General features: G+C 56.6%; 15 protein-coding genes and 1 pseudogene. 9 read left to right on the top strand and 7 right to left on the bottom strand.

Annotated elements, in window-relative coordinates:
• Positions 1-18: 18 nt before the first annotated feature.
• Positions 19-1,524 carry a PAS-domain containing protein gene (locus tag AC2FIC_RS18110; RefSeq protein WP_142637463.1) on the bottom strand — a complete coding sequence of 502 codons (1,506 nt, stop codon included), beginning with the start codon at positions 1,522-1,524 and terminating at the stop codon, positions 19-21.
• Positions 1,525-1,587: 63 nt separating this feature from the next.
• A complete protein-coding gene (regB, locus tag AC2FIC_RS18105; RefSeq protein ID WP_142637465.1) occupies positions 1,588-2,982 on the bottom strand; it encodes a sensor histidine kinase RegB in 1,395 nt (464 codons plus the stop codon).
• Positions 2,983-3,074: 92 nt separating this feature from the next.
• Here regB and AC2FIC_RS18100 point away from each other — a divergent pair, with 92 nt between their 5' ends.
• The 3 genes from AC2FIC_RS18100 to AC2FIC_RS18090 all read left to right on the top strand — a co-directional run bounded on the left by AC2FIC_RS18100 (position 3,075) and on the right by AC2FIC_RS18090 (position 5,770).
• Complete coding sequence (locus tag AC2FIC_RS18100) at positions 3,075-3,695, top strand: SCO family protein (protein ID WP_281973374.1); 621 nt, start codon at positions 3,075-3,077, stop codon at positions 3,693-3,695.
• 86 nt (positions 3,696-3,781) lie between these two features.
• Entirely contained in the window at positions 3,782-4,336 is a 555-nt protein-coding gene (locus AC2FIC_RS18095) for an ActR/PrrA/RegA family redox response regulator transcription factor (RefSeq protein ID WP_142637470.1), read from the top strand.
• A gap of 357 nt (positions 4,337-4,693) precedes the next feature.
• Positions 4,694-5,770 (top strand): CapA family protein, encoded by a 1,077-nt coding sequence (locus tag AC2FIC_RS18090; RefSeq protein ID WP_496870200.1) that lies wholly within the window; start codon positions 4,694-4,696, stop codon positions 5,768-5,770.
• A gap of 6 nt (positions 5,771-5,776) precedes the next feature.
• Here the strand turns inward: AC2FIC_RS18090 and AC2FIC_RS18085 are convergent, their stop codons facing one another.
• The gene (locus AC2FIC_RS18085; protein WP_271950659.1) at positions 5,777-6,376 is read right to left on the bottom strand and encodes an HD domain-containing protein; all 600 of its coding nucleotides are present in this window, start codon (positions 6,374-6,376) and stop codon (positions 5,777-5,779) included.
• A gap of 204 nt (positions 6,377-6,580) precedes the next feature.
• Between AC2FIC_RS18085 and AC2FIC_RS18080 the strand changes: the two genes are divergently transcribed.
• The 4 genes from AC2FIC_RS18080 (at position 6,581) to AC2FIC_RS18065 (ending at position 9,764) form a co-directional block, all read left to right on the top strand.
• A complete protein-coding gene (locus AC2FIC_RS18080) occupies positions 6,581-6,898 on the top strand; it encodes a hypothetical protein (protein ID WP_281995806.1) in 318 nt (105 codons plus the stop codon).
• 101 nt (positions 6,899-6,999) lie between these two features.
• Positions 7,000-8,388, top strand: coding sequence for an adenosylhomocysteinase (gene ahcY / locus AC2FIC_RS18075; protein WP_282022174.1), 1,389 nt, complete (start codon positions 7,000-7,002; stop codon positions 8,386-8,388).
• Between the two features lie 13 nt (positions 8,389-8,401).
• Positions 8,402-9,151: an extensin-like domain-containing protein gene (locus AC2FIC_RS18070; protein ID WP_496692584.1), complete on the top strand. Its 750-nt coding sequence runs from the start codon at positions 8,402-8,404 to the stop codon at positions 9,149-9,151.
• A gap of 271 nt (positions 9,152-9,422) precedes the next feature.
• Entirely contained in the window at positions 9,423-9,764 is a 342-nt protein-coding gene (locus AC2FIC_RS18065; RefSeq protein ID WP_496692583.1) for a DUF2853 family protein, read from the top strand.
• Positions 9,765-9,968: 204 nt separating this feature from the next.
• Here the strand turns inward: AC2FIC_RS18065 and AC2FIC_RS18060 are convergent, their stop codons facing one another.
• From AC2FIC_RS18060 to tsaD, 4 genes are read right to left on the bottom strand one after another with little or no spacing between them, the layout of a single operon-like run.
• The gene (locus AC2FIC_RS18060) at positions 9,969-10,391 is read right to left on the bottom strand and encodes an EVE domain-containing protein (protein WP_281995804.1); all 423 of its coding nucleotides are present in this window, start codon (positions 10,389-10,391) and stop codon (positions 9,969-9,971) included.
• A complete protein-coding gene (locus tag AC2FIC_RS18055) occupies positions 10,391-10,660 on the bottom strand; it encodes a YciI family protein (protein ID WP_282027485.1) in 270 nt (89 codons plus the stop codon). The genes AC2FIC_RS18060 and AC2FIC_RS18055 overlap by 1 nt, the downstream gene beginning before the upstream one ends.
• A gap of 1 nt (position 10,661) precedes the next feature.
• Positions 10,662-11,624, bottom strand: coding sequence for an NAD(P)H-dependent glycerol-3-phosphate dehydrogenase (locus tag AC2FIC_RS18050; protein WP_496692582.1), 963 nt, complete (start codon positions 11,622-11,624; stop codon positions 10,662-10,664).
• Positions 11,621-12,718, bottom strand: coding sequence for a tRNA (adenosine(37)-N6)-threonylcarbamoyltransferase complex transferase subunit TsaD (tsaD, locus tag AC2FIC_RS18045; protein ID WP_496692581.1), 1,098 nt, complete (start codon positions 12,716-12,718; stop codon positions 11,621-11,623). The genes AC2FIC_RS18050 and tsaD overlap by 4 nt, the downstream gene beginning before the upstream one ends.
• 97 nt (positions 12,719-12,815) lie before the next feature.
• Between tsaD and AC2FIC_RS18040 the strand changes: the two genes are divergently transcribed.
• Positions 12,816-13,529, top strand: a complete 714-nt coding sequence (locus AC2FIC_RS18040) for a uroporphyrinogen-III synthase (protein ID WP_496692580.1) — start codon at positions 12,816-12,818, stop codon at positions 13,527-13,529.
• A 54-nt stretch (positions 13,530-13,583) separates the two neighbouring features.
• Positions 13,584-13,787: pseudogene (locus AC2FIC_RS18035) on the top strand (hypothetical protein); the annotation flags it as partial.

The following is a 13,787-nucleotide window of genomic DNA, read 5'->3' as shown; positions in this document are numbered from 1 at the left end:
GATTGGCTGCAACCCGGTTCAGGCGCTGATTTGCTGTATCTCGTGCTGTGGCAACGCATTGTGCGTGGCAAAGCGAATGATGGTGGCCCCGTTTTGCAATGGGCAGATGGTGCAGTTCAGATCGGTTCCATTACGCATTTGGATTCTGGCTGACCACTCAGCCCGGCTGTCCCGCATTTCGACGAAATCCCGGATTTCACCCAAAATCGGAGTGGCCGTGCAATGTTTCTGCCAGTTGCGGGTCACGTCCAGAACCGTGTCGGGTTCAAATCCGGCACCATCGGCTTCACCCCATAATTTCTGATAGGCATAATTGGTGAAGGCCAAGGTACCGTCATCACCGAAAACGGCAACCGCGTCGGCCAGCTTATCCAGGATGGATTGCATCAAATCCATTTCCGCCCGAAAGCGGCGGGTCAACGTGATCTCGGCCGTGATATCTTCGAACAGAAAGGCCACCGCACCATCCGGGTGCGGGCGGCCGCTGACGGAATAGACCGAGCCGGATGGCAGCGACCATGTTTCCTGGTAATTTCCGTCTTCTGCGGCCTCCAGCAGATCGTTCATCTGATTACGCCAGCTGCGATAGTTCTTGGGTTCCGGCATCATGTGCTGATCGCGCAGGCGGTCAAAGAAACTGGACAGGTTGGGGCGGCAGCTCAGGAAATCCGGGGGCAGGGTGGTCAGGTCAATCAAGGCGGGGTTGAACAGTGCAAGTTGGCGATTTCTGTCAAAAATGGCCAAGCCGATGGACAGCTGTGCAAAGGTTTTGGTCATCGTCTGTACGAATTTTCGCTGCGCTGTCTCGGCGGCGACGATGGCGTTGATGTCCACAGCGTAGCAAAGGCTGCCTTCCGGATGGTCCACCATCGTCAGGTCAAACCAAAGCTTGTTTGCACTGTCTTCGGACGAAATGAATACACGGGTCTTGGCGCTGATACGCGCGCCATTTTCGGGCCCGGGAAAAAGAGGTGCAGTCAGGTCGGTATCGCCACCGCGCACTTTGCGGACAAGCGAGACATAGGCGGCGTTGCACCAGCGGATCTTGTTTTGATAATCCAGATGCCAGACCGGGTAGGGCGCCAGCTCCATCGCCAGGCGGATCGGATCGCTATTCTCGCGCAATACGGTTCTGGGGTAATCAGAGCTTTCCCGCAGCTGTACGCGCACGACCCCGTCGATCCATTCGCACAAAACGTCCCGCTCGACCGAGCAATCAATGGCGGGGATGACAAGATTCCCTTCGTGCCTGACGCGTTCAGGGGTTTCAGGAAAGCCCGGAAAATCCCGCTGCAGCAGCCGACGCAGATCTGACCAGTCGCGCACAGCCTCAAACCCATCCAGAGCGATGTCTGTGTGGCTGATCAGGCGGTCACCGTCGAACAGAAACACGACATTGAACAACGAGGCCGGCTCGGACAGGCCGAAATTGTCACTTGTCTGCTGACGACGGGGCAAAAGCCATTGAACCGCCAGACTGGCAGACACCACACTGATGACGGCCAATATGATCCAGTCGACCATGTGCTCTCCCGCGGTGAATTCACGGGTATAGCTATGGGTGGAAATGGTTAACGGGGTCTTAACTCAGACTTGGATATGCTGATTTACACCTGAAGGAACGGGGGTGTCGCCGGTCTGTGCATCCACAAGTTTTCGCGGCCAGGATACCCGGACGATGGCCCCTATACGTTCGGGATTGTCCGACAAGGTCTGATATGGATCAGAGCCATTGGCGAAATCCAAATGCGCACCGCTGCGTTCCAGTAGGGTTTTTGCGATGAACAGGCCCAGGCCCATACCTTCATATTCCGGCCGGGCCCGCTTTTCCGATTCTGCCCGCCGTCGGCGCATGAACGGATCCCCGATCCGGCCAATCATTTGCGAAGGATACCCGCGGCCGTCATCCATGATGTTGATCGTAATCCTTTCGGCTGTCCATTCCGCTTCGACCCAGACGTTGCTGCGCGCGAAATCCACAGCATTCTGGATGAGGTTGCGCATTCCGTGGATGATCTCAGGTTTACGCAGGATCGAAGGCTGTTGAACATCGCCATCCCCCACCGGGCCTTCGGCAAAGTGAACCTGCTTGCCGCGGTTGATATGTGGCTCGGCGGCCTCATGGATGACAGTGGACAGGGGGGCCTGTCTCAGGTGGAGGTCGTCTTTACCAGCCCGCCCCATGTCGCGCAGAATGTCGCGGCAACGATTGGCCTGTTCGCGGATCAAGGCGGCGTCTTCTTTCAGATCCGGGCGGTCGTCCAGCTCTTCAATCAGTTCGGCACTGGTCAGTTTGATTGTTGCCAGAGGTGTTCCAAGTTCGTGCGCGGCGGCGGCGACAACTCCACCAAGATCGGTCAGTTTCTGTTCACGTGCGAGGGCCATATGCGTGGCCGACAGCGCCTGAGACATCGACTGCACCTCAGAGCTTACGCGGTGGGAATAGGCCCCCAGGAAAACGATCGCGATAACGATGGCAGCCCAGTTTCCGAACAGAAGGATATCGGGGATCTCAAGATCCACACCGCCATCCGTGTGCAGGGGAAGGTGAAATTCGGCTAGCAGCGTGGTCAGAATGATGGCCACCGTACCGATGATCAGCGTTGACCGGGTGCTCATGACATTGGCCGAGATCGTCACAGGGCCCACCAACAGTAAGGCGAACGGATTATTGAGACCTCCGGTAAGATACAGCAGGATGGTCAGCTGCAACAAATCGAACAACACCATCAGAAAGTTTTCGAACTCGGACAGGCGTTTGTTGCGTGGAAAGACAAGAATAGCCGTCAAGTTGCCCATGACCGAAATGCCGATGGCCAGATAGCACAGCGTCACATCCAACTGCACATCATAGGTCTGTTGCGCCACGGTGATTGCGGTGATCTGGCCAAAAATGGCCACCCAGCGCAGCAGGATCAGCGTCCGCAGGCGAATCCAGCTGCGTTCCTGACCAGGCCAAAAAGTGATGTTGGAATCTGCCATTGGTCCATTATGTCCTGTTGCATCGGCTGTTCATCTTGATAGGTGTCCCGGCCGGAACGATCAACAACTCCTCTATCGTCAGGTAAGATGCCATGGTCCGTCTATACGCTATCCTTGCAACAGTTGTTTTGGCCGTAGGTCTGGGGGCCATGTGGCTGCTGACGCGCGGCGCAGGCTCGGACGACAAATTCGCGCAGTGCCGGTCCAGCCAGATCGCAGGGGGCACGGCCACCATTGGCGGGCCCTTCGAACTGATCAACGGCAAGGGCGAGACTGTGACCGACAAACAGGTGATAACCGAACCTACGCTTGTCTACTTCGGCTATACCTTCTGTCCGGATGTTTGCCCCTTTGACATGTCCCGCAATGCCGAAGCGGTGGATATTCTGGCCGAACGCGGGCAATCGGTGACGCCGCTGTTTATCTCGATCGACCCGGATCGCGACACACCCGAAGTTATGGCCGATTACGCCTTTAACCTTGGTGGTAAGACCATCGCCCTGACCGGCACGCCCGATCAGGTCAAGGCCGCCAGCAAGGCCTATAAGACCTATTATAAGGCCCATGACAAAAGTGATGAGTACTATCTGGTTGATCACTCGACCTTTACTTATCTGGTCACACCCCAGGACGGGTTTATCGAATTTTTCGATCGCAATGACACAGCCGAGCAGATGGCTGACAAGGTGGGCTGCTTTCTGGACAAGATCTAGAACGCAACGGTCTGTTTGACCTTTGCAATGGCGCTGCTATTACTCATGTTTAAGCCAACGGCGTGAATTAGCGGAAAGAATAGAATATGGCGGACAGCTCTGACCTCGACATCGGCCCGGATAAATCGCTGTTATTGGTGGATGATGACGAACCGTTTCTGAGACGTCTGGCCAAGGCCATGGAAAAACGCGGGTTCGAGGTTGAAACCGCGGGCTCTGTCGCCGCTGGCCGCGCAATTTCCACAGCACGTCCACCTGCATATGCGGTTGTTGACCTGCGGTTGGAGGATGGCAACGGCCTGGATGTGGTCGAAGTGCTGCGCGAAAAGCGCCCCGACAGCCGGGTTGTGGTTCTGACAGGGTACGGCGCGATTGCCACCGCTGTGGCTGCCGTCAAGATCGGTGCCACCGACTATTTGTCGAAGCCCGCCGACGCCACCGACATCACCAACGCATTGCTGGCAAAGGGCGACGAGCTGCCCCCGCCGCCGGAAAACCCAATGAGCGCGGATCGCGTGCGCTGGGAGCATATCCAGCGGGTCTATGAGTTGTGTGATCGCAACGTCAGTGAAACCGCGCGACGCCTGAACATGCACCGCCGGACATTGCAACGGATCTTGGCGAAGCGTAGCCCGCGATGAGGTCGTGGGTTTAGCTTGCGCATAACAGACCAGAACTCATGAAGCCGAAAAACCGAATTGAGTCTCGACATGCGGCCACCAAACATATGCTTTGTCGCGGCTGATGGACCGCCACCCCTGAAGACTTTAATTTAGTGTCTGTTAACCAGTTTGTGTTGTCGTTAAGTTCAATAATTATATTTTCCGAACAAATAGTTGAGATGTATCGAAGTGTCGCCGCTCCCTAATACGCCATACGAAAGCCTCCGTATTTCCAACCCTGCCCTTAAAGTCATTGTCTCTGTTGTCACCTGGGCAGCAGAGAGATTTGGGTTTTGGGCGCGACCACGAAAGGGCGCTGCGGGTGAGCTTTCCGAAATGAACATTTTGGACAACCTGTACTGGGTCTATAAAAGTAAGAACCCCATTCAGCAGCCTGAAGCGGAGCTGGATCAGTCCGGCTTTATGACTAAAACGACGGTACAACTTTCAACCGCTGGCATCAGTGACACATCAAATTCGGTCACTCTGAGCTTTGCCGGGGACATTCTAAGAACCCACAGGGCCAGTGTCGCAAAAGACCAGGTATATGCTGAGATCGAAGATCTTTTGTTTCAGGATGATATTTTGGTCGCCAACTACGAGTCACCTGTAACGACACAGCCTTTGATTGACGAAGTGATCGGGGACGCCGGCCCGCCGACCGAATGTGCGTCGGAAGAACAGTTCGATGCTTTGACCAGCCATAACGAGAGGTTCATTGATGTTTTGAACCTTGCAAACAACCACATTCTCGACATGGGTGTTGAGGGGCTTGAGACGACTCTAAACGTCTTAAGTGACAGAAATATCATGCAAATCGGCGTGAATGAGAGTTTGACAGAAGCCACAGCCGTCAAAACGATCGAACGAAAAGGGATAAAGTTCGGATTTGCGTCCTGCGCTTTTGGTACCAACGGCCACGCGCTTCCTGAAGGTCAAAAGCAGAGCATCAATATCGCCAAGCTGACTTCAAAGCATCAAGCGCCGGACACCACCCTTCTAAAGTCACAGATTTCGAACGCAAAAGCGGCTGGCTGTGATCTGGTTATTGCGATTATTCATTGGGGTCATGAGTTCGAGCTGTTCCCGCGCCGAGCGCAGCAAGAGGCCGCACAGGACTTGGCCGAATTCGGAGCTGATCTTATCGTCTGCCACCACCCCCATGTCCCTCAGCCGATTCAGCTGTATCGCACGCAGACCGGAGATCGGACGGTGCCAATCGCCTATTCCCTAGGAAGTCTGCTGTGGGGTTTCGCCGATAGAGACATTGCCAGCAGCACGATTATGCAGATTGAAGTACAAAAGACTGAGGGCAAGGCCGAAATAACAAATCTGAAGGCGACGCCAGTGCGTTGGCATGCCCATGAGATTGACGGTAACGTCTTTCAGAAGGTGGCGCGATCAGAAGGCTGATAGTGGTCAGGGCCCAATCTCGGCCATCAATGCCGAATGTCTATGCGTATAGGCACATCTTACTTCAACGGGTGGCCGCAATTTGATCTGCAGCCCTTCCATAATAACCCTGTCCGGGCGGCCGAAGAATTTTGTCGCCTCGGCCTCGGAAAAGCCCGCGATCTGGGTGGCTTCCATCCAGGCGCTGATCTTGTCGGCCTTTTTGATTTGCCGTTTAACCGTTTTAGGCACCGCAGCGGGCAGGCCAAACCGGATGTGGATCGCCGCAGCCAGCCGGTCATCCAGTGCGCCATAGTCGGGACCGACAGCGGATTTGACCGGAGAGATCATATCTCCGATCACGTATTCCGGCGCATCGTGTAGCAGGGCCGCCAGCCGCCATTTGACCGGTGCCTTGGGGGCAATACGACCAAAAAGCTCTTCGACCAACAGCGAATGCTCGGCCACCGAATAGGCGAAATCGCCATGTGTCTGCCCGTTCCAGCGGGCCACAAAGGCCAGCCCATGCGCGATATCCTCAATCTCGATATCCACCGGTGTTGGGTCCAGCAGGTCCAGCCTGCGCCCGGACAGCATTCTTTGCCATGCGCGGGGTTGTGTTGCCATTCTGCCATGCCTTGTGAAGTGGGACACATTAAATTCGCATTTTTGTGGTAAGCTGTACCTGTCAAGATCACCAGCTGCCAACTTTTTCTTGAGCAATCGTGCTTTGAACAAGCGCGCGGTGATACCGACATTTGTACCGAGGGGGGCGCATGCTCCTCCCGGTGTGCCCCTCTCGGACGTAACTCGTATCGAAAGGAGCTTGCTATGTTCAAGCGTTTGTTAGGAATTGCTCTGGCCTTTGGTATGGCCGCCACTGCACCGCCTGCCTTTGCCCAGCAAAGCTGTGCGTTGCGTGATCAACTGATTTCAACGCTACAGGACAATTATTCCGAGGAACTGGCCTTTGGCGGATTGCAAAAATCCCGTGGCTCGCAATCGGTGATGGAGGTCTGGACCTCAGAGGAAACGGGTAGCTATACCGTTTTGGTGACACGTCCGAACGGCATCAGCTGCATTGTCGCCGTTGGGACCGACTTTTTCCAAGCGATCCCCAAAATCAAGGTAGAGGGCATACCAAGTTGATTTTGGCGGCTTAAAACCCCGTTTCCGGCCATCTGCGTTGCCACGTCCCGAAAGGGATGCTAGGGCAACCCGGATTGAATTATACCGGAATGGAGCACCTGATGGCCGGGGACTATATCGTCAAAGACATTTCGCTGGCCGGGTTTGGCCGCAAAGAACTGGATATTGCAGAGACCGAGATGCCGGGCCTGATGGCCCTGCGCGCGGAATACGGTAACGCAAAGCCCCTGAAGGGCGCGCGTATTGTCGGGTCGCTGCACATGACCATCCAGACAGCCGTTCTGATCGAAACACTTGTGGCGCTGGGCGCGGATGTGCGTTGGGCGTCGTGCAACATCTTCTCAACCCAGGACCACGCGGCGGCGGCGATTGCCGAAGCCGGAATTCCGGTGTTCGCCATCAAGGGCCAGACGCTGGAAGAGCATTGGGATTATCTGGACAAATCCTTCCTGTTCACCGACGGCCCCAACATGATCCTGGACGATGGCGGCGATGCGACGCTGTATATCCTGCTGGGCGCCCGCGCCGAAGCGGGCGAAGACATTATCCCCGTACCGGGCTCGGAAGAGGAAGAGGCCATCAAGGCGCAGATCGCCAAACGTATGGCCGCGTCCCCCGGTTGGTTCACCAAAATGCGCGACCAGATCCAAGGCGTGTCCGAAGAAACCACGACCGGCGTGAACCGTCTGTACCAGCTGGTCAGGGAAGGCCAACTGCCTTTCCCTGCGATCAACGTCAACGACAGTGTCACCAAGTCGAAGTTCGACAACAAATATGGCTGTAAGGAATCGCTGGTCGACGGTATCCGCCGCGCCACCGACACTATGATGGCTGGTAAAGTTGCCGTGGTCTGTGGCTATGGTGACGTGGGCAAAGGCTCGGCCGCGTCGCTGCGCGGTGCCGGTGCCCGTGTGAAAGTGACCGAAGTTGATCCGATCTGCGCCCTGCAGGCCGCGATGGACGGGTTCGAGGTTACGCTGCTGGAAGACGAAGTTGACAGCGCGGATATCTTCATCACCACGACCGGCAACAAGGATGTGATCCGCATCGAGCATATGCGCGCGATGAAGGACATGGCCATCGTCGGCAACATTGGTCACTTTGACAACGAAATTCAGGTGGCTAGCCTGAAGAACCACAAGTGGACCAACATCAAGGAACAGGTGGACATGATCGAGATGCCCTCGGGCAATCGTCTGATCCTGCTGTCCGAAGGCCGCCTGCTGAATCTGGGCAACGCCACCGGTCATCCGTCTTTTGTGATGTCGGCTTCGTTCACCAATCAGGTGTTGGCCCAGATTGAGCTGTTCACCAAAGGCGATCAGTACGAAAACAAGGTCTACATCCTGCCTAAACATCTGGACGAGAAGGTTGCACGCCTGCATCTGGACCGTATCGGCGTGAAGCTGACGCAGATGGACAGCGAACAGGCATCGTATATCGGTGTGAATCCGGAAGGCCCCTATAAGCCTGAACATTACCGCTATTGATTGCGGGTCAGGCATGACCAAACCTCCTGGACGCCGTCGGATATTGCATCTGGCGGCGTCTTTCGTTTTCTCAGCACTCGCCTTGGTGGTTTTGATGGGTGGGGGTGGCTACTGGCTTTTGTCCCACCCGCAATCACCGGTTCCGGACCACTGGAACCCTTTGCGAGATCTGACCATTACGGCTCGGGTCACGCCGGTCACACCTGTGCAAATGCGACGAGCTTTGGCCGATGAAACGCAGTGCAGGGCCGCATTGGCCGGGGCGGGGGTAAGCTTTTCCCTGGTCGAGGATCTGATTGTCGACGAGAAATGCGGAATAGCCGGGCGCGGGGTTCTCTCGGGCTTAACCACGGCCAGCGTCAATGGCGTCGAGACCCGTTGTGCCACGGCTCTGCGATTGGCCATGTGGGAACACCATGTGGTCCAACCCGCCGCGCGCGAGATGTTTGGCAGCAGGGTGCGCAGCTTGCGCCACCTGGGCAGCTATAACTGCCGGCGAATGCGCACCGCGCAGGGAAAGGACAGCGGTTGGAGCAGTCATGCCACCGCTGATGCCATCGATATTGTCGGGGTCGAGTTGGCAGATGGGCGAAGCCTGAGCCTGCTGTCGGACTGGACAACACCCGGACCCGAAGCAGATTTTCTACACCGGATTGGCCGGGGTGCATGCGAATGGTTTCAGGTGGTACTTGGGCCAAACTACAACCGGCTGCATGCGGACCACTTCCATCTTCAGGGACCGGGTTGGGGATATTGCAGATAACCACCGGTCGGTTAGTAGGTGCCATGTCGGCACGCTGCGCTGGTTTCAACATTTTCCCGCTGCGCCCTAAATCCAAACCACCTGACCCTTGCAGAAGGCCAGAATCAGGCATTGTGGTACGCAGAGTCTATCTGTGCTGCCATAATTTCGCTTACGGGGAATGACCTGAAATTTTCCCTTTGTGTAAACAGAACAACTGACTAACCTTCCGACACCTGTTCATAGGCGCATTGAAAATCGCAGCCAAAGCTGCTCAACGGGAGAAATATTCATGGGAAAACGCGACGAACTGATCGCCAAATACGCAGATGATCTGAAAAACAAATGCGGGATGGACCCCGACATGGACCTCTTGACCAAGGTCACAATCGGATGTGGTCCGGCGATTTATGACGCCGACGCGTCGACCGTGGCAGCCACTCAGTCAGGTGAGCTTGAGACCGTCAAAAACAACTTCCTGGTCAAGAAACTGGGCCTTTCCGACGGCCCCGAGTTGATGGAAGCGATCAACAAGGCGCTGGAAACCTATGGCATGTCCGAGCGTAACAAGTATCGTGCTGTCGTTTACTATATGCTGACCAAGCATTTCGGCAAAGAGTCGGTCTATAGCTAAATCCGGGTTTCGACCAATCAGCGCCCGCCCGATCTGTGGCGGGCGTTTCCAATTTTAGGTACTTGTTGTTTGTGCCAAACCGGCCAAATGGGCTAGTGTCAGTTTGTGACCAGGACGGTCAGAACCGAAATTCTATACGCGTGTGGTGAGTCGGGAGCACGCGGGGTAGGGAAGGTTCTGCATCTGTCAGGACCTTCCCTTTAATCAATCCGACTTCGTCTGCCCCAGATCGCAGATCACCTGCCACTCGGCATCGCTGACCGGTTGTACGGACAGGCGGGAATTCTTGACCAGAACCATCTCATCCAGACGTTCATCCACTTTGATCTGATCCAGCGTGACCGGGATGGTGAACGGGCGCACGGCTTTGATATCCACACATTCCCAACGCTCATCCTCGGTGGTGCTGTCTGGATGGGCTTCGGCGCAAACCTCAACAATGCCGACAATCGCCTTGTCTTTTTGCGAATGATAGAAAAAACCACGGTCGCCCACGGCCATCTGCCGCATGAAATTGCGTGCCTGATAGTTGCGCACCCCATCCCATTCTTCGCCCTCTGCGCCCTTGGCGACTTGCTGGTCCCAACTCCAGGTCGAGGGTTCGGATTTGAACAGCCAATACGCCATCAGCCGACCACCTTTTTCCAGACGATCAGATCAACTGACTGGAACAGACCTGCCTTGGCATAGGGATCATTGTCGGCCCAGTTTTGCGCCGCCGTCATATCCTCGACCTCGAGGATGATCAGTGATCCGATCATCGCATCGCCTTCCAGAAGGGGCCCGGCCTGGGCAACAACACCGGTTTCCTCGATATAGGCAAGATGGGCGGAACGGTTATCCAGCCGGGTTTGCAGCGCGTCGGGTTTATCCTTGGCGATAAGGGCGATCAGCATGTTATTCCTCCTTCAGGGGTCGGTTCAGCAGCCAGCGCATGGCTTCACCAACGCTGCATTCTCCGGTGCTTATTTCTGACACGATGGTGCTAATGGGCATGTCCAAATCTTCTGCTTTGGCAATTTTGGCCAAAGCCTTGGCCGTGGCAACACCTTCGACGGTTGTGTTTGTGTCAAAAGCATCCTGACGCCCAAGCGACAGGCCAAATCGATAGTTCCGGGACAGTTCGGAACAGCAGGTCAGTACCAGATCACCCATACCCGACAGGCCCATCAATGTTTCAGGGCGGGCCCCGCGCATCAGCGCAAAGCGCTGCATCTCGGCAAAGCCCCGCGTCATAAGGGCGGCACGGGCGCTTTCGCCCATGCCTTCGCCAATGCAGGCCCCGCACCCGATGGCCATGACGTTTTTCAGGGCCCCGCCGAGCTCGGCACCGACAGTATCCGCAGTGCGATAGAGGCGCAGATTTGTGGTGCTCAATTCATGCTGCAGGTCACGGCCAATCGCATCATCCGCACAAGCGAGGGTCAATGCGGTGGGAAGGCCGCGCGCGATGTCGTCCGCAAAGCTTGGCCCGGTCAACAACGCAGCGCGCGCCTCTGGGATGGTTTCACGGATAACGGAAACCGGCCCAAGGCCCGAGGTCAGCTCTATCCCCTTACAGCAGGCGACCAGCGTTTTATCTCTGAGGGTAGCGGAATGCGTACACAACGCGCTCCGCAATTTCTGCATCGGCACGGACAGGAGGATGATTTCGCTTTCTGACGCCAGATCAGCGTCCGAAGTAACCGTAATCGCCTTGGGCAAAGGTGCATTCGGCAGGCGCGCGCTGTTTACGCGCTGGTTCTGCATCATCTGGGCCTGATCCGGATCCCGAGCCCATAGCGTGACGGGGCCTTTCCCGGCCAGCGAAATCGCCAGAGCTGTTCCAAACGCTCCGGATCCCAGAACCGACACGCTCATGCTTTGGCTCCTTTTTTGCCGCTGCCCAACATGGCCGGGCTGGTTTGATCCAGAGGCCAACGCGGACGCGCGGTCAGGGTCAGATCATCGCGGGCACCGGTGCGAAACCGCTCGATCCCGGCATAGGCGATCATGGCGGCATTGTCGGTGCATAAGGCTAAGGGAGGGGCGGTAAATCTGGCGCCCTTTTCGGCACAAACAGTCTCTAACGCAGTGCGAATGGCCGTATTTGCGGCAACGCCACCCGCAACAGACACCACGGCCTCTGCAGGCGCTTCCGATAGGTACAGGTCAATCGCGCGGCGGGTTTTCTCGGCCAAAGTGTCCACGATGGCCTGTTGGAACCCGGCGCAAAGATCCGCGCGGTCCTGTCGCGTCAGGCCACCTTTTTCAGCCACGATCTGGTCGCGCATTCGCATCAGCGCGGTCTTGAGCCCGGAAAAGGACAAATCGCAGCCCGGACGGTCCAGCAGTGGCCGCGGAAACCGGAACCGCTTGGGATCGCCCGTGCGGGCTTCGACCTCGACCGAGGGGCCACCGGGTTGCGGTAGGCCCAGCAGGCGGGCTGTCTTGTCAAAGGCCTCTCCCGGGGCATCGTCGATGGTGCCGCCGAGACGGGTGAATTGCTCGGGCCCATGGGCAATCAGATATTGGCAGTGCCCGCCCGAGACCAGCAGCATCAGGTAGGGAAACGCGATCCCGTCCGTCAGGCGTGGCGTCAGCGCGTGACCGGCCAGATGGTTGACTCCGATCAATGGCAGGCCCGTGGCGGCACTGATCCCTTTGGCGCACATGACGCCTGACATAACCCCCCCAATCAGGCCGGGACCGGCGGTTACGGCAATAGCGTCCATGTCGGCAAGGCCCAGACCCGCGGCCTCTAACGCCTGCATCACACAGATATCCAGCTTTTCCGCATGCGCGCGGGCGGCAATTTCAGGGACCACGCCACCAAATGCGCTGTGCAATTCGGTCTGGCCATAGACAACCGAGGACAGCACCTTGGCGGCTGTATCATCGGATTGGCGCACGACTGCGGCGGCCGTGTCATCACAGCTGCTTTCCAACCCGAGGACAGTAAGTGTTTGCACCATTGGCCTGATCCGTTACACCTTGGTTGCCAAGCGGGGTATCACCCTGCGCGGATGCAAACAATCCCAAGGCCGAAGGCGCCAACTGTTGTATTTGTTGATGACCCGCCCGCGCGCTGCGTCTGAAAGGTTCGTCGCGCAGTTGCCAACCCGCATCAGAAGCCGGGTAGAGGTTATCCATTCGCCGATCCTGGAAATAAAACCTTTGGCGGTGCAAGTGCATGCGGATGAAGCAAAGGGGCTGATCTTTACTTCGGCCAACGCCGTAAATGCGGCGATGTCTTTAGATGTATCTCGAAAGATGCCGGCCTTTTGTGTGGGTCCTGTTACCACCGGAACGGCCAAAGGCGCTGGCTGGGATGCCCAGATGGTGGGTGCTACCGCCGAAGAGCTGATTGCAAACCTGCTAAAGCACCGGCCCCAAAGCCCGCTGCTTCATCTTCGGGGGGAACACAGCCGTGGTAACATTGCTGAACGGTTGACCGAATCCGGTCTGGCTGTGCGTGAACAGCCTGTCTATAAACAGCACCTGTTACCGCTCACAGATCGGGCAGGCGCCGTTGCTGAGGGCAATGAACCGGTGATTGCCCCCATATTTTCACCCAGAACAGCGCGACAATTTGCCGACATCTGGGTGGGTTCGGCTCCACTTTGGCTGGCTGCAATCAGCGAGGCCACGGCTGAACCCCTTTATTCCTTGGATTATGCCCGCCTGAAGATTGCCAAAGAGCCGACACCGAAGAAAATGCGGAAAGCCGTTAAAAAGCTTGTGAAACATGCGATGCGGGTTGAGGGCGGCGAGGCCACAGATTAACTTAGTCTGGTTAGTTGTTCAGGTTGTTTTGGATTCGAAAAGGGGAACATTGCGGTGGCTGGTAAGAAGAAAACCGATCAAAAGCCGGAAGATGACCCCAAGGCTGACGCAGTCGAGGACATTGTCCAGATCCCGGATGAGGCACCTGTTGACGATGCTGACCCCGTAGAAGAAACGCCTTCCGAAGCCGAAGCCGAAGCCGAAGCCGAAGCCGAAGCCGAAGCCGAAGCCGAAGCCGAAGCCGAAGCCGAAGCCGAA

This window comes from Ruegeria sp. CDSC079, from assembly GCF_059610505.1.
The sequence above is the reverse complement of the archived record's forward strand: the minus strand, read 5'-3'. Positions and strand labels throughout refer to the sequence as shown.

Coding starts and splice junctions, on each gene's coding strand:
- AC2FIC_RS18110 (WP_142637463.1), bottom strand. CDS start 1,524: ATGGTCGACTGGATCATATTGGCCGTCATCAGTGTGGTGTCTGCCAGT.
- regB (WP_142637465.1), bottom strand. CDS start 2,982: ATGGCAGATTCCAACATCACTTTTTGGCCTGGTCAGGAACGCAGCTGG.
- AC2FIC_RS18100 (WP_281973374.1), top strand. CDS start 3,075: ATGGTCCGTCTATACGCTATCCTTGCAACAGTTGTTTTGGCCGTAGGT.
- AC2FIC_RS18095 (WP_142637470.1), top strand. CDS start 3,782: ATGGCGGACAGCTCTGACCTCGACATCGGCCCGGATAAATCGCTGTTA.
- AC2FIC_RS18090 (WP_496870200.1), top strand. CDS start 4,694: ATGAACATTTTGGACAACCTGTACTGGGTCTATAAAAGTAAGAACCCC.
- AC2FIC_RS18085 (WP_271950659.1), bottom strand. CDS start 6,376: ATGGCAACACAACCCCGCGCATGGCAAAGAATGCTGTCCGGGCGCAGG.
- AC2FIC_RS18080 (WP_281995806.1), top strand. CDS start 6,581: ATGTTCAAGCGTTTGTTAGGAATTGCTCTGGCCTTTGGTATGGCCGCC.
- ahcY (WP_282022174.1), top strand. CDS start 7,000: ATGGCCGGGGACTATATCGTCAAAGACATTTCGCTGGCCGGGTTTGGC.
- AC2FIC_RS18070 (WP_496692584.1), top strand. CDS start 8,402: ATGACCAAACCTCCTGGACGCCGTCGGATATTGCATCTGGCGGCGTCT.
- AC2FIC_RS18065 (WP_496692583.1), top strand. CDS start 9,423: ATGGGAAAACGCGACGAACTGATCGCCAAATACGCAGATGATCTGAAA.
- AC2FIC_RS18060 (WP_281995804.1), bottom strand. CDS start 10,391: ATGGCGTATTGGCTGTTCAAATCCGAACCCTCGACCTGGAGTTGGGAC.
- AC2FIC_RS18055 (WP_282027485.1), bottom strand. CDS start 10,660: ATGCTGATCGCCCTTATCGCCAAGGATAAACCCGACGCGCTGCAAACC.
- AC2FIC_RS18050 (WP_496692582.1), bottom strand. CDS start 11,624: ATGAGCGTGTCGGTTCTGGGATCCGGAGCGTTTGGAACAGCTCTGGCG.
- tsaD (WP_496692581.1), bottom strand. CDS start 12,718: ATGGTGCAAACACTTACTGTCCTCGGGTTGGAAAGCAGCTGTGATGAC.
- AC2FIC_RS18040 (WP_496692580.1), top strand. CDS start 12,816: ATGACCCGCCCGCGCGCTGCGTCTGAAAGGTTCGTCGCGCAGTTGCCA.